Annotated in this window: 28 protein-coding genes; 19 read left to right on the top strand and 9 right to left on the bottom strand. The window is 60.6% G+C overall.

The annotated features are described in order from the left end of the window. Nucleotides 1-12: 12 nt before the first annotated feature. On the bottom strand, nt 13-732 hold the full coding sequence (locus ACN0SW_RS13785) for a hypothetical protein (protein WP_417728507.1): 720 nt from the start codon (nt 730-732) through the stop codon (nt 13-15). Nucleotides 733-897: 165 nt separating this feature from the next. Between ACN0SW_RS13785 and ACN0SW_RS13780 the strand changes: the two genes are divergently transcribed. The 5 genes from ACN0SW_RS13780 (at nt 898) to ACN0SW_RS13760 (ending at nt 5,630) form a co-directional block, all read left to right on the top strand. Next, nucleotides 898-1,950 carry a TRAP transporter substrate-binding protein gene (locus ACN0SW_RS13780; protein ID WP_417728506.1) on the top strand — a complete coding sequence of 351 codons (1,053 nt, stop codon included), beginning with the start codon at nt 898-900 and terminating at the stop codon, nt 1,948-1,950. Nucleotides 1,951-2,014: 64 nt separating this feature from the next. Next, entirely contained in the window at nt 2,015-2,542 is a 528-nt protein-coding gene (locus tag ACN0SW_RS13775; RefSeq protein ID WP_417728505.1) for a TRAP transporter small permease subunit, read from the top strand. 4 nt (nt 2,543-2,546) lie between these two features. Continuing rightward, entirely contained in the window at nt 2,547-3,908 is a 1,362-nt protein-coding gene (locus ACN0SW_RS13770) for a TRAP transporter large permease (protein ID WP_417728504.1), read from the top strand. 17 nt (nt 3,909-3,925) lie between these two features. Next, nucleotides 3,926-4,681, top strand: coding sequence for an SDR family NAD(P)-dependent oxidoreductase (locus ACN0SW_RS13765; protein ID WP_417728503.1), 756 nt, complete (start codon nt 3,926-3,928; stop codon nt 4,679-4,681). A 37-nt stretch (nt 4,682-4,718) separates the two neighbouring features. Next, nucleotides 4,719-5,630 carry a TRAP transporter substrate-binding protein gene (locus ACN0SW_RS13760; RefSeq protein WP_417728502.1) on the top strand — a complete coding sequence of 304 codons (912 nt, stop codon included), beginning with the start codon at nt 4,719-4,721 and terminating at the stop codon, nt 5,628-5,630. Here ACN0SW_RS13760 and ACN0SW_RS13755 read toward each other — a convergent pair. From ACN0SW_RS13755 to ACN0SW_RS13730, 6 genes are all read right to left on the bottom strand, one after another. Continuing rightward, nucleotides 5,627-6,247, bottom strand: a complete 621-nt coding sequence (locus tag ACN0SW_RS13755; RefSeq protein WP_417728501.1) for a TetR/AcrR family transcriptional regulator — start codon at nt 6,245-6,247, stop codon at nt 5,627-5,629. The genes ACN0SW_RS13760 and ACN0SW_RS13755 overlap by 4 nt on opposite strands. 247 nt (nt 6,248-6,494) lie before the next feature. Further along, entirely contained in the window at nt 6,495-7,256 is a 762-nt protein-coding gene (locus ACN0SW_RS13750) for a FadR/GntR family transcriptional regulator (protein ID WP_417728500.1), read from the bottom strand. A 60-nt stretch (nt 7,257-7,316) separates the two neighbouring features. Further along, nucleotides 7,317-8,597: a TRAP transporter large permease gene (locus ACN0SW_RS13745; protein ID WP_417728499.1), complete on the bottom strand. Its 1,281-nt coding sequence runs from the start codon at nt 8,595-8,597 to the stop codon at nt 7,317-7,319. A gap of 45 nt (nt 8,598-8,642) precedes the next feature. Next, nucleotides 8,643-9,164: a TRAP transporter small permease gene (locus ACN0SW_RS13740; RefSeq protein ID WP_417728498.1), complete on the bottom strand. Its 522-nt coding sequence runs from the start codon at nt 9,162-9,164 to the stop codon at nt 8,643-8,645. 57 nt (nt 9,165-9,221) lie between these two features. Beyond that, nucleotides 9,222-10,223, bottom strand: a complete 1,002-nt coding sequence (dctP, locus tag ACN0SW_RS13735; RefSeq protein ID WP_417728497.1) for a TRAP transporter substrate-binding protein DctP — start codon at nt 10,221-10,223, stop codon at nt 9,222-9,224. A 180-nt stretch (nt 10,224-10,403) separates the two neighbouring features. Further along, nucleotides 10,404-10,541 (bottom strand): hypothetical protein, encoded by a 138-nt coding sequence (locus ACN0SW_RS13730; RefSeq protein ID WP_417728496.1) that lies wholly within the window; start codon nt 10,539-10,541, stop codon nt 10,404-10,406. 220 nt (nt 10,542-10,761) lie between these two features. Between ACN0SW_RS13730 and ACN0SW_RS13725 the strand changes: the two genes are divergently transcribed. Genes ACN0SW_RS13725 through ACN0SW_RS13700 form a run of 6 tightly spaced genes read left to right on the top strand, consistent with a single transcriptional unit; the run spans nt 10,762 to nt 17,352 of the window. Continuing rightward, the gene (locus ACN0SW_RS13725; RefSeq protein ID WP_417728495.1) at nt 10,762-11,847 is read left to right on the top strand and encodes a phosphotransferase family protein; all 1,086 of its coding nucleotides are present in this window, start codon (nt 10,762-10,764) and stop codon (nt 11,845-11,847) included. Between the two features lie 24 nt (nt 11,848-11,871). Then, on the top strand, nt 11,872-13,050 hold the full coding sequence (locus tag ACN0SW_RS13720; RefSeq protein ID WP_417728494.1) for an acyl-CoA dehydrogenase family protein: 1,179 nt from the start codon (nt 11,872-11,874) through the stop codon (nt 13,048-13,050). Continuing rightward, nucleotides 13,047-13,799 carry an SDR family NAD(P)-dependent oxidoreductase gene (locus ACN0SW_RS13715; RefSeq protein ID WP_417728493.1) on the top strand — a complete coding sequence of 251 codons (753 nt, stop codon included), beginning with the start codon at nt 13,047-13,049 and terminating at the stop codon, nt 13,797-13,799. The genes ACN0SW_RS13720 and ACN0SW_RS13715 overlap by 4 nt, the downstream gene beginning before the upstream one ends. Beyond that, complete coding sequence (locus tag ACN0SW_RS13710) at nt 13,796-14,986, top strand: CaiB/BaiF CoA transferase family protein (RefSeq protein ID WP_417728492.1); 1,191 nt, start codon at nt 13,796-13,798, stop codon at nt 14,984-14,986. Before ACN0SW_RS13715 ends, ACN0SW_RS13710 begins: the two co-directional genes overlap by 4 nt. Nucleotides 14,987-14,998: 12 nt before the next feature. Next, nucleotides 14,999-16,618 carry an acyl-CoA synthetase gene (locus tag ACN0SW_RS13705; protein ID WP_417728491.1) on the top strand — a complete coding sequence of 540 codons (1,620 nt, stop codon included), beginning with the start codon at nt 14,999-15,001 and terminating at the stop codon, nt 16,616-16,618. After that, nucleotides 16,615-17,352 carry a FadR/GntR family transcriptional regulator gene (locus ACN0SW_RS13700; protein WP_417728490.1) on the top strand — a complete coding sequence of 246 codons (738 nt, stop codon included), beginning with the start codon at nt 16,615-16,617 and terminating at the stop codon, nt 17,350-17,352. Before ACN0SW_RS13705 ends, ACN0SW_RS13700 begins: the two co-directional genes overlap by 4 nt. A gap of 9 nt (nt 17,353-17,361) precedes the next feature. Here ACN0SW_RS13700 and ACN0SW_RS13695 read toward each other — a convergent pair whose 3' ends face one another. Next, complete coding sequence (locus ACN0SW_RS13695; RefSeq protein WP_417728489.1) at nt 17,362-18,357, bottom strand: AraC family transcriptional regulator; 996 nt, start codon at nt 18,355-18,357, stop codon at nt 17,362-17,364. Between the two features lie 104 nt (nt 18,358-18,461). Here ACN0SW_RS13695 and ACN0SW_RS13690 point away from each other — a divergent pair, with 104 nt between their 5' ends. The 5 genes from ACN0SW_RS13690 (at nt 18,462) to ACN0SW_RS13670 (ending at nt 22,197) form a co-directional block, all read left to right on the top strand. Continuing rightward, on the top strand, nt 18,462-19,229 hold the full coding sequence (locus tag ACN0SW_RS13690; RefSeq protein ID WP_417728488.1) for an SDR family NAD(P)-dependent oxidoreductase: 768 nt from the start codon (nt 18,462-18,464) through the stop codon (nt 19,227-19,229). Nucleotides 19,230-19,237: 8 nt separating this feature from the next. Continuing rightward, complete coding sequence (locus tag ACN0SW_RS13685) at nt 19,238-20,464, top strand: acetyl-CoA C-acetyltransferase (protein WP_417728487.1); 1,227 nt, start codon at nt 19,238-19,240, stop codon at nt 20,462-20,464. Next, the gene (locus ACN0SW_RS13680) at nt 20,461-21,348 is read left to right on the top strand and encodes an enoyl-CoA hydratase/isomerase family protein (RefSeq protein WP_417728486.1); all 888 of its coding nucleotides are present in this window, start codon (nt 20,461-20,463) and stop codon (nt 21,346-21,348) included. Before ACN0SW_RS13685 ends, ACN0SW_RS13680 begins: the two co-directional genes overlap by 4 nt. Nucleotides 21,349-21,712: 364 nt before the next feature. Then, nucleotides 21,713-21,934 (top strand): helix-turn-helix domain-containing protein, encoded by a 222-nt coding sequence (locus ACN0SW_RS13675; protein WP_067264667.1) that lies wholly within the window; start codon nt 21,713-21,715, stop codon nt 21,932-21,934. A gap of 65 nt (nt 21,935-21,999) precedes the next feature. Continuing rightward, the gene (locus ACN0SW_RS13670) at nt 22,000-22,197 is read left to right on the top strand and encodes a hypothetical protein (protein WP_417728485.1); all 198 of its coding nucleotides are present in this window, start codon (nt 22,000-22,002) and stop codon (nt 22,195-22,197) included. Here the strand turns inward: ACN0SW_RS13670 and ACN0SW_RS13665 are convergent. Continuing rightward, the gene (locus tag ACN0SW_RS13665; RefSeq protein ID WP_417728484.1) at nt 22,194-22,772 is read right to left on the bottom strand and encodes a hypothetical protein; all 579 of its coding nucleotides are present in this window, start codon (nt 22,770-22,772) and stop codon (nt 22,194-22,196) included. The genes ACN0SW_RS13670 and ACN0SW_RS13665 overlap by 4 nt on opposite strands. A 132-nt stretch (nt 22,773-22,904) precedes the next feature. On the opposite strand from ACN0SW_RS13665, the gene ACN0SW_RS13660 reads away from it, so the two are divergent. The 3 genes from ACN0SW_RS13660 to ACN0SW_RS13650 all read left to right on the top strand — a co-directional run bounded on the left by ACN0SW_RS13660 (nt 22,905) and on the right by ACN0SW_RS13650 (nt 24,154). Then, entirely contained in the window at nt 22,905-23,219 is a 315-nt protein-coding gene (locus ACN0SW_RS13660) for a hypothetical protein (RefSeq protein WP_008335576.1), read from the top strand. Nucleotides 23,220-23,322: 103 nt separating this feature from the next. After that, a complete protein-coding gene (locus ACN0SW_RS13655) occupies nt 23,323-23,856 on the top strand; it encodes a lytic transglycosylase domain-containing protein (protein WP_417728483.1) in 534 nt (177 codons plus the stop codon). A gap of 16 nt (nt 23,857-23,872) precedes the next feature. Continuing rightward, nucleotides 23,873-24,154, top strand: a complete 282-nt coding sequence (locus tag ACN0SW_RS13650) for a TrbC/VirB2 family protein (RefSeq protein ID WP_417728482.1) — start codon at nt 23,873-23,875, stop codon at nt 24,152-24,154. Nucleotides 24,155-24,167: the final 13 nt, after the last annotated feature.

The raw sequence follows: 24,167 nt of genomic DNA, 5'->3' as shown, positions 1-24,167 counted from the left end.
ATCACCCTCTTTTCACAGGGAGATTTCATAGACCGCACCGTCTCCCCAGGTCGCGACCAGCAGGGCGCGGTTCCGACCCTCGACCAGACCTGCGGGCGATTTCAGGCCTGATACGATCTCGACGCACTCGGCATCGGCGGTCACCTCAAAGACCGTCCCGCCCGCGAAATCGACAACGAAGATCCGGCCCGCCGTCGTTGCGACGATCCCCGGACCGGGCTGCCTGATCGGGTCCGAGATCGTTGTGCGGCGGCCATCGGGCCGGCAGATCGTGACACCCCCGGAAAAGTTCGATACGAAGAGCGTGCCGTCCGGGGATCGTGCGGCGCCGACTGGCGTCTGGAACCCGTCACATAGAATGCGCGAACGGCCATCCGGAGCAAGAGCGAGGATCTGGTTCGCGGCGCGGTTTGCCACCAGCAGGGCGCCGTCCTTCTCAAAACAGAGTCCGGCAGGCGTCCTCAGGCCGCGCGCAAAGATGGTCGCGGTGCCGTCCGGTTCAATTCGCTTGATGATGTCATCGCTGTAGGATGCGGCGAAAATATTCCCGCTGGCATCGATTGTAAGGCCGGACGGACCGGAGATATTACAAAAGGCTCGCTCGGTATCGCCGGTCTCCCGGACAAGACTTATGCAATCGGCACCCCAGTTTGCTACAAGCAGGCCACCATCGGCCCGCACTGCCATTCCCACCGGTGCGTCGAGGCCGCTGGCGATTTTCTTAAGAAACATATTTTTGTTTTCCCGATTGCTATTTCCGGCACCACGCCATCGCCAAACAGGGTTGACTCGGCGCAGCCGTTCATCCTAGGTTACCAAATGGTTTCGGAAATAACCATATGATTACTTTTTTAGCTCAGCGGTTCAGAGGCTGCGGTGCAAAATGGGAGGAATAAGATGAAGCTTGAAGGATCACGGGTCCTGGCGGGCCTTGCCGTGGCGGTGACACTTGCCTTTCCGTCCGGCCCTGCGACAGCACAGGATAGAGTCAGCTGGAAGATGGGCAGTACGTTTCCAAGCCAGTTGACCCAGCTTGGCACCGGCGGCAAACGGGTGGAAGAACAGATTGACCTGGTGTCTGGCGGTGAGTTCAAAATCCGGTTCTTCGAACCGAACGCGCTGGTTCCGGCGCTCGAGGTCTTCGATGCGGTCGCCAAGGGCTCGATCGACGCCGGCTGGTCCGCGCCCGGCTACTGGGTCGGAAAAATCCCCGGCGCAGCGGTTCTCAGCGGTATTCCCTTCGGCCCCTCGGCCGATGAATATTCTGCCTGGCTGCTTTTTGGTGGCGGCCAGGAAATTTGGGACAAGCTTTATGCGCCTCACGGCGTCAAGCCGATCCCCTGTGCCGTCGTGGCGCCGGAGTCGGGCGGCTGGTTCCGAAAGGAAATCACGTCTCTGGACGAGCTGAAGGGCCTGAAAATGCGCTTTGGCGGTGCCGGGGCGAAGGTGTTGGACCGGGTCGGCGTGTCCACCCAATTGCTCGCCGGGGGCGATATTTTCCCATCGCTTGAGCGTGGGACAATCGATGCTACCGAATTCTCGCAGCCTGCGGTCGATCTGAGCGTCGGATTTCACCAGGTTGCGAAGCATTATTATTTCCCCGGCTGGCACCAGCAGGCGACTTTCCTCGAAGTACTCGTCAACCTCGAGAAATGGAATGCACTGTCCGAGACGCGGCAGGCACAGCTCACCACGGTATGTCAGGCCAACATGATGCGGATGCTGGCCGAAGGCGAGGCCATTCAAGCGGCCGCGCTGGAAGAGATCGAGGGCCATGGCGTGACGATCCACACTTGGCCGCCGGAGATCCTCTCGGCGCTGGAGGCCGCCTGGCAAGAGGTCGTGGCGGAGGAGATCGCCAAGGACGAAGGCTTCCAAGAGGCGTGGGCGTCTCTTGCCGCCTTCCGCGAGGAATATGACAACTGGGCCTCAGTGGGCCATCTGAAATAACCTGGGCACAGCAAAGGGGCCGGCGCGCGGAACCGCGGCGCCAGCCCCATCGGAGGGACACGCAGTGCTGAAATTGGCCAATCGGCTCATGAGAGTTGCCGAGTGGATCGGGAGCGCCGCCGCCTGGCTGGTTGTTCCGCTGATCCTTACAACCGTCTTCGACGTGGTCTCTCGGCGTTTCTTCGTGCTGGGCTCGACCCGGTTGCAGGAACTCGAATGGCATTTTCACGCCGCGCTGATGCTTTTGTGTTTCGGTTATGGATATGTCCGCAACATTCATGTCCGCGTCGACATATTTCATAGCCGTTTCAGCCCGCGCACCGCGGCATGGATCGAGGCATTGGGCTGCATTCTCTTCCTATTTCCCTATACCGGCCTGGTTATCTACACAGGGTTTGATTTCGCCCACAGGTCTTTCATGCAGGGCGAAACCTCGGTCGCCTCTTCAGGACTGAGCCACCGCTGGATCATTAAATCCACACTGTTTCTGGGCTTCTCACTGGTGCTGATTGCCTCGGCCGGTGTTTTCCTGCGGGCTTTGCATGTCCTTTTGTACTCTTACCGGGGTGCAAGGGCCAAGATCTGGGATTAGCGCATTGGATATCTACTACTGGCTTCCATTCTTCATGTTCGCGTTTCTCGCGGTCATGATGTTCACCGGATATCCCGTTGCTTTCATTCTGGGCGGCACGGGGCTTGTATTCGGGTGCATTGGATATGCGCTCGACATGTTTTCGCTTATCGAATTCTACAACATCGTCCCGCGTATCTGGGGCGGGATTGCCGAAAGCCTGCTGCTGACGGCGGTGCCGATGTTTGTCTTCATGGGCATCATGCTAGAAAAAAGTGGCGTGGCCGAAGACCTGCTGCACGCGTTTCAGGTGATCTTCCGACCCGTCCCCGGCGCGCTGGCGCTGAGCGTCACCGTGATGGGCACCATTCTGGCAGCCGCGACCGGCATCATCGGCGCATCCGTCGTGATGATGACCGTGATGGCCCTGCCGATGCTTCTGGCCAACAACTATGACAAGCGGCTGGCGACCGGGACGATCGCGGCGGCGGGCACGCTCGGCATTCTGATCCCGCCCAGCATCATGCTGGTGATCATGGCCGAGCTTATGGCGATCTCGGCCGGCACGCTTTTTGTGGCCGCGATGATCCCCGGCCTCGCCCTCGCTTTGGCTTATTTCCTCTACATTCTCGTGCTGGCTTGGCTTCGGCCCGAGCAGGCACCCCAGCCCCCGGCGGATCCGCGCTATGCCACACCGCTGGCAAAGCTCGGGCTGGCGATCAGGGCGCTGCTCCCCCCAGTCTTCCTGATATTTCTCGTCCTGGGATCGATTCTCTTCGGCTGGGCCTCACCGACCGAGGCTTCGGCAGTGGGGGCTGTCGGAGCCACGCTTCTGGCGCTGTTGCGCGGTCGATTGTCGATAAAAGTGCTCAACGATGTGGTCCAGGGCACGGCGCTGACAGGCGCAATGCTGTTCTTCATCTTTGCCGGGGCAACGGCATTTTCCTATGTATTCCGGTCGCTTGGCGGCGACGATGTGGTCAGCGATTTCCTCTCCTCATCTGTCCTGGGAAGTTGGGGGCTGCTGGCGGCGCTGATGTTGATCATCTTTGTGATGGGGTTCTTCTTCGACTGGGTCGAGATCTCGCTGATCATTCTGCCCATCGTGGTGCCGGTCATTCAGGCCACTGATTTTGGCGGCCATGTCGCGGATCAGGAGAAAATCTACTGGTTCGCCATTCTGGTCGCGGTCAATCTGCAAACCTCGTTCCTGACACCGCCCTTCGGCTTCGCGCTGTTCTATCTGAAGGGCGCGGCACCGCCGGGCGTGCAGATGATCGATGTCTATAAGGGCATCCTGCCCTTCGTTCTTATTCAACTTGCCTGCCTGGTTCTTTTTATCCTGTTCCCGCAGATCGTGATGTGGCTGCCAGGCAAGCTCTTCTAACCTAGATGGTGATACCGATGACAACCTTGGAAGGGCGCGTCGCGCTCGTGACGGGGGCCGCGCGCGGCCTGGGAAAATCCGCGGCGCTGCAATTGCGGTGCCGCGGGGCGCATGTGGTGGCCACCGATCTGGATGAAGCCGGGCTTGCCGCGCTGAAAGCGGACTGCGCCGATGCTGGTGCCGCGCTGGAGATCGCGCCCTGCGATGTGTCCGACCGCGATCAGGTGCGGGCCATGGTCGCGCATTGGGAGGATCGGTTTGGCCAGATCGACATTTTGGTCAACAACGCCAGCTGGGCGAGTTATGCGCCGATCGAAGACGTCACCCCTGATGTGGTGAACAGAATGTTCAATGTTGGCCTGGCGGCAATGCTGTGGACCATTCAGGGAGCTGTGCCCGCGATGAAACGTGGCCGAGGCGGCTCGATTATCAATATGAGCTCAATTGCAGCAGAAATCGGCATTCATAACGCCGCAGTCTACAGCATTGTAAAGGGCGGCGTCGCGTCATTGACCCGGCAATTGGCGATCGACCTTGCCCCGTTTGGCATATCGGTCAACTCAGTCGCGCCCGGTCCGGTTCCGACGGAGGGGTCACTTGGCATTGTTCCACAAGAAGGCTGGGAGAAACGCCGCCGGGCGACACCGGCCGGACGGCTGGGGACACCCGAAGAAGTAGCGAATTTGGTGGCGTTTCTGGGCGATCCCGAAAACCGTTTCATCACCGGGGAAATGATCCGGATTGATGGCGGTCTTAGCCGTTCGATGACATGATCCCAATATAGATCCAAAGTGAAAAGGCGATAATCCAATGTCTCAACTTCACCCATTTCGCATGGGATTTGATTTCCCCGAAAACCATCCGCGCGCCAAATACTTCTTCGCCGTAATGGAGGATCTTGTGCGCGCGGCGGGCGCGGCTCGGCCGCTGGTGATCAATCCGGACAATATCCTCTTTCCTGGAGCGCAAACCATTGACGCGATCCAAGGCAGCCAGCTGGATGTGGGCTGGATGAACGCGGCGCACCTTGAGCGGCTTCACCCTGCCTTGTCTGCCCTGAATCTGCCATTTGGTCTGAGCGACGACGCGATGACGGACGGTGCGTATCAGGATCGTCTGTTGGACGTCATCAATACCTGCCTGCGCCCCGAAGGTCTGGCTGTCGCGGCCATCATGCGCGGGGCCGATCAGGTTTTCGCCATGTTTGACGGGCCGTTATACGCGCTAGGCGATTTGACGGGCAAGCGAATCCGGGTTGCGGGGCCGGGGGTTTACGAAGACCTGATGTATGCCTTGGGGGCGACGCCGGTGGTCATGCCGATCACAGATCTTCGCGAGGCGGTGACGCAACGCGCAATCGACGGGGTCTTTACCTCGCCGGGGGCATGGCAGACGCTTCTCGCCGGTGATCTGAACTTCATCAGCCGCGTGCCTGGTCTGATGATGATCACCTATGTCGCCATCGTATCAACGGAAACCCTGAGGGATCCCAGTTTTGCGGGGGCCCATGAATCGTTGCAACGGAACGTTTCGCGCAATTGGGACAGAATGCGGGAGGACGATAACGAGATTCTGGTCCAGGCCGGAAAGATCGCGCAGCAAAATGTCATTTCCCGGCCGGCCGAATGGAAAAATGCGGTTCAAGAACTATGGCGGGGGCTGCATGAAGATCAAGATGACCCCCGCACGGTATTTTTGCCTTTTTATGACGCCGCCGCCTAACGGGCCCGGACTCCGTCGATTAGAGTGTTGGCGAAGATCTCGGCAATTTGATTTGCGCCGAGGTCGCCGTCCTCGCGGAACCAGCTCGGAATCCAGTTGACCGAACCCATGATGGTCAGAATCATCAACTTCGGTTTTTCCCGGATCAGGCTGCCATCGTCGATGCCAGCCTGAATGATCTCGATAAGGCCAGCATCAATCCTGTCCCGCCCAGCCACCACATCCGCCCGCTGTTCGTCGGTCAGCGCAGAGATCTCGATCATCGCGCCGCTGGCCAGGCTGCTGGAGAGGTAGCCTTCTATGAATTCACGCAAAAACGCCTTCAGCTTTTCCGGTGCATCGCCTTCCGTCTGGATCGCAAGATCCAGCGCCCGAAGGCCCACCTTCTCGGAATATTTGAAGCATTCGTAAAGCACTTCATCCTTGCTTCTGATATAGCGGTACAGCGCCGCCTTGGTGACACCGATCGACCCGGCGATACTGTCCATAGACGTGCCGTGATACCCGTGCCGCCGAAATTCCTGCGCGGCCGCCCCGATCAGAGCCATTTTCTTTCGCGAGCGCAACTCCTCCCGGCTCAGAAGGGTGTCGCCCCATTTCTTTGGTTTCTTGCTCACGATTTTCCTAACACTGCTTCACGTACGCTACCGATTGGTTACCAGTAGCGCAATCCGTCGGGGGATTCAAACGTTGAGAGGCATCGCTGTCCCCGCCCGAAAATAACTTGGAAAAGTGGCGGAATGCTCAGACCGTTCTTACATCTCTTTTCGTCTCGCCGATCTCGTCGCGGTGAGGCGGCTGGTCACGGGATGGCGTTGCTTTGCAATGCGTTCGGGCATGTTGTGACGGCCCCGCGCGACAGTGTCAGGATGCAGTGTTCCGCATCGGCCGCGCGGGCCCGGACATATCGAGCCTTGCAAGTTCATAGCCCTTTCGGAAATCGTTGATATGCTTGACCATCCAGCTATGCGCGGTCTCCTCGTCCTGGCGCCGGATGGCATCGATGATTTTCTCATGCGCAACCAGCAAACGGTCCGAGGCATCGACCCGAGACATGACCGTAAAGAACGAGGGATAGAACAGATCGCTGATTGGGATGCGGATCGATTGGAGGACCCGGTTGTCCGCCGCCGCCGCGACGATTTCGTGAAATTCGATGTCCAGCAGCGTAAGAAGTTCGACATCGCCCCAGGCCGCCCGCGTCTTGGCCGCGTTTTCTTCCAGCGCCTTAATATGATCGGGACGACGCCGTTTGGCCGCCGCCGCCGCCGCCATCGGATCGAGCGCCCGAATGGTTTCCCAGACCTCTTCGAAGGTGACCTTGCTCAGAATGAGCGGGTCGACCAGTCGACGGGAGAACTCTTTGGTCTCGGGCAGCGCGACGTGCAGTTTGCGCTTGCCGGGATCGCGGCGGACAAAGCCGGATTGCTCAAGCGCGCGGATGGCTTCGCGGACGCTTGACCGGTGAATGCCGAGGTTCTCGGCGATGGCCGTTTCCGGAGGCAGGCGGTCGCCGGCCTGAAGCTGCCCGTCCAGTATCCTGCGCCGCAGCTCTTCGGCGATCTGCCGGAAAATCGGCATTTCCTGGCTATGATCGACTGAAAATCCGTTGAGCTTATTATCCATCCGACCAGCCTACCAATTGCGGCACCGCAAGTCATTAGATGAACATCTCGGTGCCAAGCCTTACTTGCCATATACGTATTCAGGCAGGAATAGCGAGATTTCCGGGACGTAGGTCACCAGTATCAAGAGCAGAAGCATGATCACGATGAAGGGAAGCACGCCGCGGATCACCTCTGCGATAGGCGATTTCGTGATCGATGACAGCACGTAGAGATTCATGCCGATCGGCGGTGTCAACAGCGCCACCTCCATGTTCACCATGATGACCACCGCGAAGTGAATCGGGTTGATGCCAAGCGGCCCCAGCAGCGGCAGGACGATCGGCATAACGATGAGGATCACGGCAAAGACCTCAAGGAACATTCCCAGGGCTAAGAGAACGACATTGATGAAGAGCAGGAACTGCCAGGCCGAAAGCTCGTAACTCTCGACGAACCCGACCAGTACATCCGAGACGCCGGAACCGGCTATCCAATGCGCAAAGGCACCCGCCGTCATCACGATGAAGATGATCGATGCCGTCGTCCGCAAGGAACCGGCGACGATCTCGGGGATCTCGGACAGGCGGCAGCCCTTGTAGACGCCGAGCGCCACGATGATTGAGGTGAGCGCGGCCAGCCCCGCCGATTCCGTCACTGTGACGATGCCACTGTAAATGCCGCCCAGAATGATGACCGGAAGCGACAAGGCGGGAAGCGCGCGCAGATTGGCCTTGATGAATTGATCGCGACTGATGCCGTCCTCCTTCGGATAGCCCTTTTTCCAGGTGAAGAAGGCGATCCAGAGACCGAAAAGGAGCGCCTGAAGCAAACCCGGCAGCACGCCGGCCAGAAAAAGGCGCGGCACCGATTCCTCGGCGATGATCGCATAGACGATCATTGGTAGGCTGGGCGGGATCAAGATGCCCAACGTGCCAGATGCGCCGACCACACCGAGCGCGAAGGGCCTCTGATATGAACGGTTGATCATTGCGGGCACCAGCAATGTGCCCATGGCCATTGCCGTCGCGATGGAAGAGCCGGAAATCGCCGCGAACACCGTCGTCGCCGCAACGCAGACCAGCGCAAGTCCGCCACGCAGCCCGCCGACCCAAACCGTCGCGCAGTCCACCAGCGCCTTCGCAATCCCGCCACGCTGCATAAAGGACGCCGCCAGAACAAAGAAGGGTATCGCGACCAGCGTTTCGGATGTCAGGTGATCCACGAAAATCTGCGGATAGGCGATGAGCGGCATGCCTTCCAGATAGACCAGCGCCAGCGACAGGATGCCGAGCGCCAGAAAGATGGGCATGCCTGATGCCAGCATTCCGGCAAACGCGCCAATGATCAGAACGGCCTGCATTGTGATATCCCCCAATGGAGTGACGGGTGAGGTGCCGACGATAGGCTAATGCGCGGATTGGATCGCATCGGCGATGCGGTCTTCGGGGATGCGGGCCAGATGGATCAACCGCACCGCATATCCGAGGCCCATGAGCGCGAAGCCCACCGGAACGGCCAGGTAGAATATCCAGACTGGGAAATGCAGCGAACTGGCCGACCGGATGTCAAGCATCCGGGCGAATTGCGCCATATCCACGGCGAACCAGGCGACGATGGCGCAATAAGTCAGGCCGGTCGCCGTAACCCCCAGCTCGACCCAGTACCGGGCCTTGGGGCCAAGCAGTTCGACGATCAGTTCGGCGCGGACATGCTGGTTGAGCCGCACCAGGGACCAGCCGGAGAGCAGCATCGCCGAGACGACCAGGTAGATCACCACCTCGGTTGTCCAGCCGGCAAGATGGGTGGGAAAGAAATACCGGATCACCACGTCCCAGGTAATGAGCCCGAGCGCGACAAGCACCATGGCGGCAAGCACGCTGTTCTCAAGCGCGGTGAGAAAGGATCGGGCGGTAAGGCGCGCGGTCATGTCTGGACTTTCGATATTTTGGCGAGGGCCGGCGCGCCAAGGCGCCGGCCAGTTCTCTTATTCACTTTCCAGTATGGCGGCGGCTTGTGCGACGATCTCGGAGTCGATACCCAAGTCGCCGATCAGCGCGTCCTGACCTTCAAGCAGTTTGGCCCGCATGGTCAGAATATCCTCGGACCCGGCAGTCACAATGGCAATTCCGTTCTCCTCGTTGACCGTGCGCGCTTCGTTCTGCGCTTCCTCGGCCTTCAGCCGAAAGGCATCCACCGACGCTTCCCAGGTGTCGACCACAATTTTCTGAAGGTCTTCTGGCAGTTCCGACCATGCTCCGGTGCTCATGACCGGCACGTATTGAAAGAAGGTCTGGTTGTCGTCATAGGCGTATTTCAAGCCGGAATCCCAAAGCTTTGCGCTGCGCGCCGCCTCATGGGTGGTCAGAAGCCCGTCCACCGTCCCACGTTGAAGTGCCTGCGGTACATCGCCCCATCCGATTGCCACCGCCGCGGCGCCGAAACCGTCGTAGCGGGCAATGTTGGCGGCGCCACCGGGCGCGCGCATCTTCAGCCCGACGAGATCCTCATGCGATGTGACGTTCTTCTTGGTAAAGAACATCTGCCCATATCCGAGGTCCATCCAGCGGCCGATGACTTTGACCCCAAGCTTTTCCTCAAGCCTGTGGGCCATTTCCTGGCCGACGGCCCCGTCCCACACAGTATATTGCTCGGCACGTGTGCGACCGTAGAACAGCGGCAGCCCCGGCAGATTGAACTCCGCCAGGATAGAGCCCATGTGCCAGGTGCCCGGGAACCCCATGTCTAGCGCACTCTGCGCCAGCGCCGTGGGAACGCTCGACCCGGAATATTTCGACGCAGCATGAAATATCTCCACCTCCAGCCGGCCGTCGGCGGCCTCTTCGAGCGCCTCAGCAAAGTCCGAGACAACGAGGTTGCGGATGTGGTTGGGCGCCGTTTCCAAAGAGATTTCAATGCGATGCTCTTGGGACATAGCGATGGCCGGAACACAGCAGAGCGCGGCCAAAATGGTAAGAAGTCGTTTCATTTCCTGATTGTCCTCCCTGTGATTAGTGTCGGACACTATTTCCAGGGTGGATTATTTGTCAACGCTCGAACAGGCGGTTGCCACCCGGTTCCCTGGGCCTCCCACACGAAAGGCCGCAAAGGCCTGCCGCTGAATATTCGGCGGATCAAGGGTGTAAGGGATTGTGAGAAAAGGGGGTTTTTAGCGCGCTTCCAGATTCTGCACGTCGTCCGGCGCGGCCAGCGTGGCGATCACCTCGTTATCAAACGGATGCATTTTTGGTCGACGCTGCGCCGCCGATCCCCACGCTTCACCCTGGGAAAAGGCCTTTTGGTCCAACTGAAATGCCAATTCCTGACGAATCAGGCAGAATTTTGCGGTTGATCCCGCGATAAGCTTCTCCTAGGATAGTTTTCGGTCCGACAGTCGGGCTGAGTACGGGCTTGCAAACTGCCTTACACGCCGCGCTAAGGCGTCGGTACATAGCAGCCCCTGCGGGTTTGGGCGGCCAAAGCGGTGGCCTGGCGATGACAAGGTCTGAAAATTCGGGGCGAACAGCATGACGGAACAACCTGGGCAGGAAGCCGGGACGGTTTGGGCGAAGGGACCCGAGGATCTCGACTGGCCAGCGCTCCGGCGGTATCTCGCGAGCAAGGGCATAATGCTTGACCTGTCGGAGCCACCGAAGCGATGCGCCGGTGGGCTCGCCAATTTGAACTTCGAGGTGATAGTCGACAACCAGCGCGCGATCCTGCGCCGCGCACCACACGGGCCGTTGCCGAAGGGCGCCCATGATATGGTGCGCGAGCATCGGGTGTTATCGCGGCTTCCTGCCGCGTTCCCGCTGGCGCCGCGCAGTTTCCACCTGTGTAAAGATCCGGCCGTTCTGGGCGCGCCGTTCCAGCTGATCGAGTTCCGGCCGGGCCGGGTGCTGCGCGGCGACGATCCCGGCACGCTGGCCCCGTGCGAGGACCTCCCGGGCGGTCTTTGCACGCTCTTCTCCGACACCATGGCGCGGCTGCATTCAGTCGATCCTAACCGCTGCGACCTATCGGATCTGTCACGGCCCGCCGGTTTTGCCTCGCGAAACGCCGCGCGCTGGTCCAACGCCGCGATCGACATCTGCGCCGGCACAGAGGATGCCAAGCTCGCGGATGAGGTCGCGGGGCAAGTTGCCACGCTCTTCGAAGGCTGGAACGACGCGGCCCCGGCGATTCTGCATTGCGATATCAAGCTCGACAATCTGATTCTTGCCGAGAACAAGTTGGCGCCGGTGGCGCTTCTCGATTGGGACATGGCGACGCTTGGCGAGCCGCTGTTCGACCTCGCCACACTGCTCAGCTACTGGACCGAACCGGGCGATCCCGAAGTCATGCACCAATTGGGCCAGATGCCTACAGGACAGCCGGGCTATCCCAGCCGCGCGGAGATGGCCGTCGCATATGCCGAGGCGACGGGCCGAAGCCTTGACCGCCTGCCGCAGTTGCGCGCGCTCTGTCAGCTAAAACTGGCCGTGGTGTTCCTGCAACTTCATGCCCGCTGGCGCGACGGGGCCCTGGGCGATGCGCGCTATGCCGGTTTCGGCGACCTGGGCATCGGCCTGCTGCGTCACGCCCGTGATGTCGCGGCCGGGCGCAGCGACTGACATAACTCAGACGGAGACACGACTTTGGACTTTCATACCGACCCAGCCATCGAAGAACTTGCCGCACGCACACGGCGCTTTGTCGAGGAACATGTGATCCCCTACGAGACCGACCCGCGATGGGACGATCACGGCCCCTCCGACGAGTTACGGGAAGAACTGAACGCGCTGGCCCGCGCCGCCGGGGTGTTCGCTCCGCACGCCCCGAAGGAGTTCGGCGGCCTCGGGCTGTCAAATCTCGACCGCGCGCCAGTCTTCGAGGCGGCCGGTTATTCCCTGCTTGGCCCCGCAGCGTTGCATATCGCCGCGCCGGACGAAGGCAACCTGCATCTCCTGAACACGGTCGCGACCCCCGATCAGAGAAAGACCTATCTGGAGCCGCTCGCGCGCGGCGCGCGGTCATGCTTTGCAATGACCGAGCCCGGCGGCGCGGGGTCAGACCCTTCGATGATGGCGACGACCGCGCGGCGCACCAACGAGGGCTATGTTATCAACGGGCGCAAATGGCTCATCACCGGCGCGCGGGGCGCCGCGTTCTGCATTATCATGGCGCGAAACACCGACGGTGCGCTGGATGGGCGGGCGACGATGTTCCTGACCCCGCTGCCGCGCGACGGCATCTCGATCGAACGCGACATGCTGGCGATGGACAGTAGCTTTGCCGGCGGCCATTCGGTGGTGCGGTTCGAGAATCTCGTCCTGCAGGAAGAGGATATCCTTGGCGCGCCGGGCGAAGGTTTCGCCTATGCTCAGGTGCGGCTGGCCCCCGCGCGGCTGACCCATTGCATGCGCTGGCTGGGCGCAGCACAACGTGCCCATGATGTCGCGTTGGCCCATGCCGCGACCCGGCAGGCATTTGGCAAACCGCTTGGCGCGCACGAGGGGATCGGCTTTATGCTGGCGGACAATGCGATCGAGATGCGGGCCGCGCGGCTGTCGCTGCAACAGGCCGCATGGGTGCTCGACACCGGCGGCAAGGGCATAACCGAAAGTTCGATGGCCAAGGTGCAATGTTCCGAGGCGATCTGGAATATCGCCGACCGGGCCATTCAGATCCTTGGCGGTCTGGGCATAACGCGCGATTCCCCGGTCGAGCGGATCTTTCGCGAAGTGCGCGGCTTTCGCATCTATGACGGGCCGTCCGAGGTGCATCGTTGGTCATTGGCCCGTAAGTTAATGAAATCAGTGGAGGCGCAGGCATGAACGTTTTCGATCTTACGGGCCGCAACGCCGTGGTCACCGGCGCCAGCCGAGGCATTGGCCTGGCAATCGCGCGCGGGCTGATGGTCGCCGGGGCGCGGGTTATGATTACCGGCCGGACCGAAGAGAGCGTGGCGAAGGGCATCGCCGATCTTGGTTCCGGCGCGCTGGGTCACGCGGCAGACGTTTCGCGCGAGTCGGATGTCGCGCGGCTGGCGGCAGAAGCCGAGGCGGCGATGGGACCGGTGGATATTCTGGTTAACAATGCAGGGGTCAATCCCCATTACAAGCGCACCGAAGACACTGCGCTGGAGGAATGGGAGGCGATCCTCGATGTCAATCTGACGGGCGTTTTCCTTTGTACACGCGCCTTTGGGCGGGGAATGCTGGCGCGGGGCAGGGGCAGCATCGTCAATATCACCTCTATCGCCGCGCATGCCGGGCTGGCGCGGACCGGCGCCTATTGCGCCGCCAAGGCCGGTGTCGAAGCACTCAGCCGGTCGCTGGCCATGGATTGGGCAGGGCAGGGCGTGCGGGTCAACAACGTGGCGCCCGGTTATGTCGCGACCGACCTGACCGCCGGGCTTTCCGCGAATGACACGCTGCGCGGCCGGATCGAGACGCGGACGCCCGCCGGGCGGCTGGCCGAAGCAGACGAGATGGCGGGGGCGGTCATCTTTCTAGCCTCTGACGCGGCCAGCTATGTCACCGGCGCGACCCTCGCCGCCGATGGCGGCTGGACGGCGACATGACGCCGCCCTCCGGCCGCGCGCTAGAGGGTTTGCGCATCCTCGATCTGACCCGGCTACTGCCTGGCTCCTTTTGCACCCAGCTTCTGGCCGATATGGGAGCCGAGGTGATCAAGATCGAGGAACCCGGTCGAGGCGACTACAACCGCGAATTCGAACCGATCAACGTGAAGGAAAGCGGGTCTTTCCTTCTGCTGAACCGCAACAAGAAGAGCGTGACGCTGAACCTCAAGACCGACGAGGGTAAGGCGATCTTCCGCGACCTCGCCGCCGAAGCAGATGTGCTGGTCGAAGGATTCCGGCCGGGGGTGATGGCGCGGCTTGGGCTCGATTACGAGACGCTGAGCGCGGTTAATCCGCGGCTGGTCTATTGCGCGATCTCCGGTTTCGGACAGGACGGGCCCTATCGTCTGATGCCGGGGCACGATCTGAACTACCTGGCGCTGGCCGGGGGGCTGCGGCTCTTTGCGGATCGCGAGGGGCGCCCGATCGTGCCCGGCCTGTCGATTGCCGATGTGGGCGGCGGGTCGCAGATGGCCGCGACCGGTATCCTCGGCGCGCTTCTGGCACGCAACCGCACCGGAGCCGGCCAGTTCGTCGATATCTCGATGACCGACGGCGCCTTTTCCTGGCTCGCCTATCACGGCGCGGACTGGCTGTTCGCAGGCATCAATCCGCGTGGCGGTACCCGGCCGTTCCTCGGGCAAGCGCCCTGCTACAACGTCTATGAATGCGGGGATGAACGCTGGGTCGCTCTGGGGATCATCGAGGCGCATTTCTGGGAGCGGTTCTGCCGGGCGGTGGGGCTTGGGGATCTGATCGCAGATCAATGGCCAGAAGGGGTCGCCGCAAAGGCGCAGTTCAGTCGGCTGAACGCTCTCTTCCGAACCCGCGACCGCGATCAGTGGGTGGCGGATCTGGCCGGTGCGGACGTGCCGTTTTCGGCAATCTACGATGTCGGCGAGGCATTCGACGACCCCCAGATCCGCGCCCGGAACATGGTGCTCGAGGTCGAGCATCCGATTGAGGGGCGGATTCCGCAGCTCGGCTTTCCGATCAAGCTCTCCGGCACACCCTGCGACATCCGCACGCCGCCGCCGCTGCTGGGGGAACATACCGACGAGGTGTTGCGCGAGGCGGGCTATGACGCGGCGCGCATCGCCGATCTGGCGCGGCGCAACGTGACCTGAGGAGGCAGGAAAATGACAGTGAAGGAAAAGGGCGCAGAGACACCATTCGCGGATTTCGATTGGCAGATACCGCATCGCTTCAACTTTGCGACGGATGTGGTGGACCGATGGGCGGAAGAACGGGACGGGCCCTGCCTGATCTGGGAGGATGCGTCCGGCGCGCGCCGGGACTTCAGCTATGACGACATGTCGCGGCTGACAAAACGGGTCGGCCATGCGCTTCAGGCCGCCGGGATCTCCAAGGGCGACCGGGTGCTGGTGGTTCTGCCCCGAATCCCGGAATGGCAGATCGCAATGGTTGCGGCGCTGAGGATCGGTGCGGTTCCGATCCCCTGTATCGAGATGCTGACTGCGGCCGAGATCCGTTATCGCGCCGATCATTCCGGCGCTCAGGCGGTGATCTGTCGCGCAGGGCACGCGGACCGGATCGAGGCCGGTCTGGGCAGGGTGCCGCTGCGCTTCAGTGTCGGGCCGCGCGACGGCTGGGACGACATCACGGCGTTCTACGATCGGCCGGACGAGGCCGAGGATGCGCTTGTCATGGCCGAGGATCCGGTGCTGCTCTATTACACCTCCGGCTCTACCGGCTATCCCAAGGGTGTGCTGCATGCCGCGCGGGGTCTTTATGCTTGGCGCTATTCGGCGCGGCACTGGCTGGATGTGCGGCCGGGGGATCGAATCTGGTGTACGGCCGATACAGGCTGGTCCAAGGCCGGCACCTCGGTCCTGTTCGGCCCCTGGTCCGAAGGCGGCTGCGCCTTCATGTATGACGGCCCGTTCGACCCGGCCGAGCGGCTGAGTCTTCTGGCCCGTCACAAGATCACGATCTACTGTGCCCCAGCGACCGAGCTAAATCGTGTGGTACAGGAGGACGTTGCCGCCTACGACCTGACGGCACTGCGCCGCACGGTTTCGGCCGGTGAGGCGATGAACCCCATTGTGGCCGAGCAATGGCGCGCCGTCTCCGGTCTGAACGTCGCCGAGGCCTATGGCCAAACCGAAACGCTGATGACGGCGCTGACAGTGACGGGGATCGAGCCGCGCATCGGCTCGATGGGAATCAGCGCGCCGGGATCGACCCTGAGCATCGTGGATGACGCCGGGACAGAGCTGCCACCTGGCGAGGTGGGCCATGTGGCGCTGAAACTGCCCAATCCGCAGTTCATGTTGGGATATTGGAACGCGCCCGGCGCATTGTCCGGCGCGATCGTCGATGGCCCCGCTGGCCGGTGGTTCCTGACCGGCGATCTCGGCAGCCGGGATGCCGAAGGCTATTTCTGGTATTCCAGCAGGTCCGACGATGTCATCAATTCGGCTGGTTACCGAATTGGCCCGACCGAGGTTGAAAACGCCGTTCTGGAGCATGGCGCCGTTCTGGAATGCGCCGTTGTCGCCGCGCCGGACCCGAAACGGGGCGAGGTGGTCAAGGCCTTCATTGTGCTGAAAGACGGTGTCCTGGGCGACGATACGCTGGTGAAAGCGATTCAGGATCACGTCAAGCTCGTCGCTTCGCCCTACAAGTATCCGCGTCTTGTGGACTTCTGTTCCGAGTTACCCAAAGGTCCGACGGGAAAGATACTGCGACGTGCGTTGCGCGAACGCGAATGGTCGCGTCAGGAGCCTCAGTCATGATTGACAAATCCGTGTTTCAGCCCGTTCAGACGGAACCTGCCTATCGGCTTGCAGCGCGACAGATGCGGCAACAGATCTTGAGCGGAGAAATCAAAGTGGGCGATGCGCTGCCTTCCGAGCTCGCGCTGGCGGATCTGTTGAAGGTCAACAGGTCGACTTTACGCGAGGCAATCCGCCTCCTTGAAGAAAACGGAATGGTCGCGCGCAAGCCCGGCGGCAAAAAGCTTTTTGTTTCGGTGCCTAGGACCGAGGATCTGTCCGACCGGATGACCGGGGCGATGATCCTGCAAAAGATCTCGCTAAGTGACCTGTACCGCACCATGCTGGTGCTGGAACCTGCAATCGCGGCAGAGGCCGCACACCATGCGAATGAAACGCATTTGGCGCAGCTTGCGGCCAATATAGAGGCCAGCCGGGTGCCCGATCTGGAGCATGCTCAACTTGCTCAGCTCGACACCGAGTTCCACGACCTGATCGTTCAAGCCTCCGGCAATCGCGCAATGCTTCTGTGCAGACAGCCTTTCGGTGGCCTGTTCTACCCGGCTTTCGAGGCCGTTATTCGGCGGCTGAACGCGGGCGAGCGGTTGCAGGCCGCGCACAATGCGATTTTCGAAGCCATTCGCGATCGCGACCCCGAGACAGCCGAGTCCTGGATGCGCAAACATATTCAGGATTTTCGTCGCGGTTATGAGCTGGCCAATCTCGATATCGAAATGCCGATCTCAAACCTTTGATCCCGCCCGTCATGCACAGGCTGGCCGCTGTTCGGCCCGATATGCGGCAGGAGCTTTGCCCGTCCAGGCCCGAAAGGCACGAAAGAATGCTCTTGGTTCGGCGTAACCCAGATCGTCGGAAATCTCTGCGACCGTCAGTCGGCCTTCTTTCAGAAGCGCCGTTGCGCGCTCCTTTCGCAGCTCGGATTTGAGCGTGCGAAAGCTGGTTCCTTCGGCCTTCAGCCGCCGCCGCATGGTACTCGGAGAGACGCCCAGGTCCTCTGCGAGGTGATCGAAACTTCTCCAGTCATTGGCCGGATGCCCAGATAGAACCTGTTTGATCATTCCCGACATTCCGTCGTTGCTGCGATATTCGACAAGCAGGTTTCCGGGGGCGTGAGAAAGATAGCGTTTCAAAGCCGCCTCGGTCTGGTTGACGGGCAAACTCAGAGGCTCGGCGGAAAACACCACACGAGTCGCAGGCGCACCGAACTGAACAGGCGTTCCAAACAATCGCGAATATGCGCGTGATCCCATCGGAGCTTCGCAGCGAAAGGCGACTTGCGACAACTGGATTGGCCGCCGCGCCAGCCAGCTTATCGGCCCCAGCAACACGATCATAAGCGTCCGATAACAAAAGGCGGTCGCGGGCGCGCCCTTGTCAGAAAATACGATATGGGCCTGTCCATTCCTTACGGTCATCGTGCCATAGGGTGCCCCGACAATAACTTTCAAAAACCAAAGCGCGCGGCGAATGGCGGTGTCAAGGGTCCGTGCCCCCAGGATCGAATGGCACATCAGCGCAAAGCTTCCGGGACGCATCGGATGCTCGGTCATCCCGAGCATCTCATCCTGCATTTCCTGCGCCATAGAAAACCAAAAACGGCCATATTCCTGCAATGACATATGTGCGGGATCCAGACCTTCGCGTTTAAGAAACGCGGTTTCATCCAGTCGCGCAAACTGCAAACGGTCCAACGCTTCGGCTACGAAGATCGGATCAACCTGGGTGCTGAGTTTGTCCATGGGACCATCCTGACATTTTCAGTCACGAGATAGAACGAAAAGGTCATTGTTTGCCATAGTGTTCCTGCTTAATCGATAGCTCTGCTTAGTGGAGGAGAGAGCCGATGCATATCGGGGAAATGACCGTTCTGGTAACTGGCGCGAATTCCGGGCTGGGTGCCGGCGTCGTCGACCGATTGGCCTCTGAAGGCGCAAATGTGGTGGGATTGGATGTTACCACCGACAATGCGGACACATTCGACAAACGTTTCGACGGCAAGGTCCTGCTGCTGCAAGCCGATGTGACCTCGGGCGAGCAGGTAGCCAAGGTCGTGGCGACCGCGGAAAAGCAATTCGGCAGAGTAGACGGGCTGGTAAATTGCGCCGGCATTGCGCCTGGGCAAAAGATCATCGGGCGCGACGGCCCGCATGATTTGGAGCTGTTCGCCCGCGCCGTCGCCATCAATCTTGTCGGAACGTTCAACACCATGCGACTAGCGGCGGAAGTGATGTCAAGAAACAAGCCCGGCCCGGATGGTGAGCGTGGCGTGATCGTCAACACGGCTTCAGTCGCCGCCTATGAAGGCCAGATCGGACAAGCCGCCTATGCCGCCTCGAAAGGTGGTGTCGTCAGCCTGACATTGCCTGCCGCACGCGAACTGGCGCGATCCGGGATACGGGTGATGGCAATAGCGCCGGGTATCTTTGAGACACCCATGATGGGTTCGATGTCAAAGGAAATTCAGGACTCGCTTGGTGCGAAAGTGCCATTCCCGTCGCGCATGGGCAAGGCAGCGGAGTTTGCTGGCCTTGTGGCGGAGATATTCAGGAATCCGATGTTGAACGGAGAAGTCATTCGATTGGATGGCGCGCTGCGCATGACGGCAAAATAGGAGTTGGCATGACACAGATATACATTGTCGATGCAGTTCGCACACCTCGCGGCAAGGGCAAGGCGTCGGTTGGCGCGCTGGCCGAGGTCAGCCCGGTCGAACTTGCCACTGTTCCGCTCAAGGCATTGAAGGAACGAAACGGCCTCGACACAACCGCGGTCGGAGACGTGATCATGGGCTGCGTCGATCCCATTCAAGATCAGGGCGGCGACATTGCCCGGACCGCCGCTCTGGAAGCGGGATATGACGAGAGCGTTCCGGGCGTTCAGGTCAACCGCTTTTGCGCATCCGGACTAGAAGCCTGCGCCATCGCAACGGGAAAGCTGGCAAGCGGCGAAATTGAGCTTGCCGTCGCCGGTGGCGTCGAGATGATGTCGCGCATCCCGATGCTCTCATCCGGCATGCCGGTACTCGCGGATCCCGGTATTGCCATCCCTCGGAAATCCATCCCACAGGGCGTTTCGGCAGACCTGATCGCGACCTTGAGAGGCTACAGCCGCGACGACGTGGACGAACTCGCGGTGCAAAGCCAAAAACGCGCGGCAACGGCCTGGCAAGAAGGACGCTTCGATCGTGGTGTCGTGCCGGTAAAAGACCGAAACGGGCTGACGATCCTCGCGCGGGATGAAGCGGTCCGGCCCAATGCGGATATGCAGTCGCTTGGCGCGCTTGCACCGTCGTTTGACCGGTTCTCAAAGAAGATGGGGTATGACGCGATCGCCAAGCAGAAGTACCCAGAAATCGGCGAACTTCGCTATGTTCATCACGCTGGAAACTCTTCTCAGATCGTGGATGGTGCGGCCGCCTTGCTTCTGGGAACTGAGGCATCCTGCAAGAGACATGGGCTGAAGCCGCGGGCCCGTGTCCTTGGTCTGGCATCGATAGGATCGGAACCCACGATCATGCTGACCGGCCCAAAGGCAGCCTGCGACCGCGCGCTGAACCAGGCCGGGCTGGGATACCCGGATATCGACCTTTGGGAACTGAATGAGGCTTTTGCATCGGTGGTGCTCTATTTTGTCGAGGAAACCAGCGTCGATCTGGAGCGGATGAATGTCAACGGCGGCGCAATAGCGATGGGGCATCCGCTCGGCGCGACCGGGGCGATGATCCTCGGAACCTTGTTGGACGAACTGGAGCGCGCCGACAAGCAATTCGGCTGTGCAACGCTGTGCGCGGCCACGGGCCAAGCCATTGCCATGGTCATCGAACGGTCGACAGGAGGTGTATCGTGAACGCTGCGGTTTCCCTACACGTCGAGACCGATGGCATTGCAATCCTGAATTGGGATGACCGAAACGCGAAGGTGAATGTCTTCGACCCGGCATCCATCGATGGTTTTCTGAGCTGCGTCAGGACCATTGCATCCGACGAAAGCATTCGCGGCGTCATGATCACGTCCGGCAAGAAAACATTCCATGCAGGCGCTGACCTGAAGATGGTTTCCGGATTCTTTGACATGTCGGCAGAGGGCCTCTGGAACATCATGTCTGAGATCATGCATGGTTTCTACACCCTTGAAACCTGCGGCAAACCGGTGGCGGCGGTCATCAACGGACATTGCCTTGGAGGCGGGTTCGAGCTTGCGCTGGCGGCACATGCCCGCTTTGTCGCAGATGACCCAGACATCCGTATTGGATTGCCCGAGTCCAAACTGGGGCTCATGCCGGGCTTTGGTGGCACACAGCGCTTCACACGGCTTGCCCCTTGGGAGAAGGCGGTGCCATTGGTTGTCGAGGGCGCGACCTTCGATCCTGAAACGGCGCTCTCTCTTGGTTTCGCCAACGCCGTCGCGCCTCAAGAAAAGCTGGAACAGGAGGCAAGGGACTGGTTGTGCAATAATTCCGACGCCAAACAGCCTTGGCATGTAAAAGAGTACACGGCGCCCGGTACTACCCGTGAATTCGAGTATTATTTCCACAAGGTCAGCGCCGAACTTGCTGGGGGCGGTTCTGCTCAATATCCTTGGAAACCTTTGATTGCCGAAGCTATCTACCACGGCCTGCAAATTCCCATTGAGCCAGCCCTTAGATTGGAAATTCGGCGATTCATAGAAATGATCCGGAGCCCAGCTTCGATGAATACCTTTCACGCAAACGTTCTTCAAAAGACAAAGTAACAACACTTTAGGAGCATGCATCGTAGCTATAAATCACAAAGTAACAATCTTGGCCCATTGTGATCTATTTACATAATTTCTCTTATGCGCCTTTTGGCTTACCCCAAATTTCCCTGTAGAATTCGTCCTCTACAACCTCCCTGTGGACGACCGACTGGCGGCACCGGAATTGCCGGTGCCGCCCTTTTCCGAAAGAACAATTGAACGGCCCAAAATGTTTGCGAGACGGATCATCCCGTGACCTGCGTGTTGGCAGGTATCCAATTCCGGCGATCTCGCGCCGTTTCAGGATTTCTTAGCTGCACCTCCGAATGTAACATATATCGCGTGGCGATATTTCGCGCACCGTGTCCGTTTCACGGGCATGAACTTGCGGGACCGTGTAGCACTGAACATCCAAGACTTGAGACGCGCCCGCGGCCTCAGCCAGGAGGAGCTTGCTCATCGGGCCGATGTGAGCCGCGGCCATATGGGCAAGGTCGAGAACGCCAAGTTCGCGGCTTCCCTCGACCTTCTCGAACGCATCGCCAAGGCGCTCAATGTCGACCCCGAAGAACTCTTCGCGAAGCGCAAGTCCGTTTCCTGAAGCTTTGATCCCGCCACCCAACACGAAAGACAGAACGGCAAGAACAGTACGAGTGGCGCGGATACATGGCGAAGAGAAAGACAGGCTGGCCTTTCCAGGAAGGGTTTCTGAACGACGGGACGCAGAAGATTCACCTGTTCACCGATTACCGTTGGAATGATGGCTCGGTGAGCCGTCGTTGGCATGTCGATCCGGAACGCTTTGATGCTTGTCTGGCCGAGCTGCGCCCATTTTCCCTGACGCCCAGTGACAGCTCCGATTAGTAAGAAAACCACTCCGAATGGCCCATGTTGCCCTCAAAGTCACCGAACTCGACCATGATGCTGCGGGCATAAAAGTGCCATAAGCCTCCGCCCGACGGATAGGCGATCTCCTGCCCGCTTTCCGAGACGAATGTCGCGGGCCAGGGGGTGTGGGAGCCGTAGACCCGCTGGATGTAGCGGCAGGTCCGGTTCTCGCGATCGCAGGAACGGATCGACCAATCCCATTGTCGGGGTTCGTCGCGCGGCTCGTAGGAGCGCCCGGTGAACCAGATCACATGGGTCCGGTTCAGCCATTCGTATTCGGGCAGGTTGGTGTCGAGCTCGCCCTCCCCGCCGGGTCCACCCAGTTCAACCGGCACATGGGCAAAGGTGCAGACCCCGAAGGGCGGCAGGCTTGGCCAGGGCGTGATCCGACGAATCATCGTGCGATAGGCGCGGGCACAGACGGCGCTCGGGGGGAAACCACCCGCCATGCAGAGCATGATGGCGCAGTCGATGTCATAGGCCTGCGCCTTCTGTGGGGCCCCAAGAGCCCCAAACACCCCGATTATCGCCGCCATCGCCTGCCGTTTCATGTCACTCTCCCGCAAAAGTTGCGGCGACTATCGTGCAATTTGTATTTTTATGCAATATGTCGTATTGACACCATATGTCTTTATGGACTTAGTGTCGTGAAGTAGAAGGGCTCTCATGGGGAGAGTCCGAACATGCCGATAGCGCGCAACCAGATCCTGATCACCATCGATGGTGTCAAAGACTTGTCCGAGAAGGGCATCGCGTTCCGCTGCCGGTATGAACTCGTGGGGTTCACGGACGATGGCAAGCCGCGCTACCAGTGCATCTACCTGCGCGAGGGTGAGCCGGAAGCCATTCTGGTCTCGACCCGGATCACCCCGCACGGGCCCGAGCCGCGGTATTTCAACATATGGCCGGGGCTCTTCAAACATCATCTCGAGTTCGGTGACGGGCGCGATCTGCGCTTTGGTCCTGACTACAGCATCACCCTCGAGGAGCGCGGCTGACGTCATCGCCTTCGGCCGCGACGGCACGGCCCGGACCTCGGGCTGGACCTTTCATGGCGAACGACCTGCCTGGGCGGGGCTGGGTGATAGCGCTGAGGCCGGAGTGGTTCTTGCCTCGCTGGATGCCACACCGCCGTCCGGACGCGACGACATCCTCTCCCTGATCCGCACGACTGCTGACCGGCACCAGGGGAACCGTGCCCTGCGGCAGGTCGGCCTCGATGAGGACGATTGGTATGTCCTTTTCCAGGCCCTGGTCGAGGCGGAAAGCAGCTATAACCCGACCGCCGTGAGCCCCAAGGGTGCCTACGGCCTGGGCCAGCTGATGCCGGAAACGGCCCGCGCCCTCGGGGTCGACCCGCGCGATCCCTCCCAGAACCTCGATGGCGCGGCGCGCTACCTACTCGCACAGCTCGCCACGTTCAAGGACATCGACCTGGCGCTCGCGGCCTATAATGCAGGGCCGCACCGCGTGGTCGAATATTCCGGTGTGCCACCTTTTGCCGAGACCCGCGACTACATCGCGCGCATCCACCGGATCCGGTCCCGGCTGGCAGGCACACCTGTTTCCGCGCCAGACACCCGCGTCGCAGACGGCGTGCCTGCCCGCGCGCCGGTCCTCATCGATCTCCAGTAAAACAAGGGAACTTCGCATGCTCAGACATCGCCTCAGCCGCCTCTTGCCCGCCATCACAACCTTGGCGGCTTTCGCAACGCCCGCTTTCGCGCAGGACTTGTCACCAATCCAGACCATGCTGGAAACCGTCGAGGCCGCGCTGACCGGTCCCATCGGGATCGCGGTCGCCACACTCGCCGTGATCGGCACCGGTTTCATGTGCATGATGGGACGGCTGAACTGGGGCTGGTTCGCCTCGGTCATCATCGGGATCGTGCTGATCTTCTCGGCCGGCACAATCGTCGACGGCTTCTCCTGAGGTTGGAGATTAG

It is taken from the genome of Roseovarius sp. (assembly GCF_048262375.1).
Classification (GTDB): domain Bacteria; phylum Pseudomonadota; class Alphaproteobacteria; order Rhodobacterales; family Rhodobacteraceae; genus Roseovarius.
The sequence above is the reverse complement of the archived record's forward strand: the minus strand, read 5'-3'. Positions and strand labels throughout refer to the sequence as shown.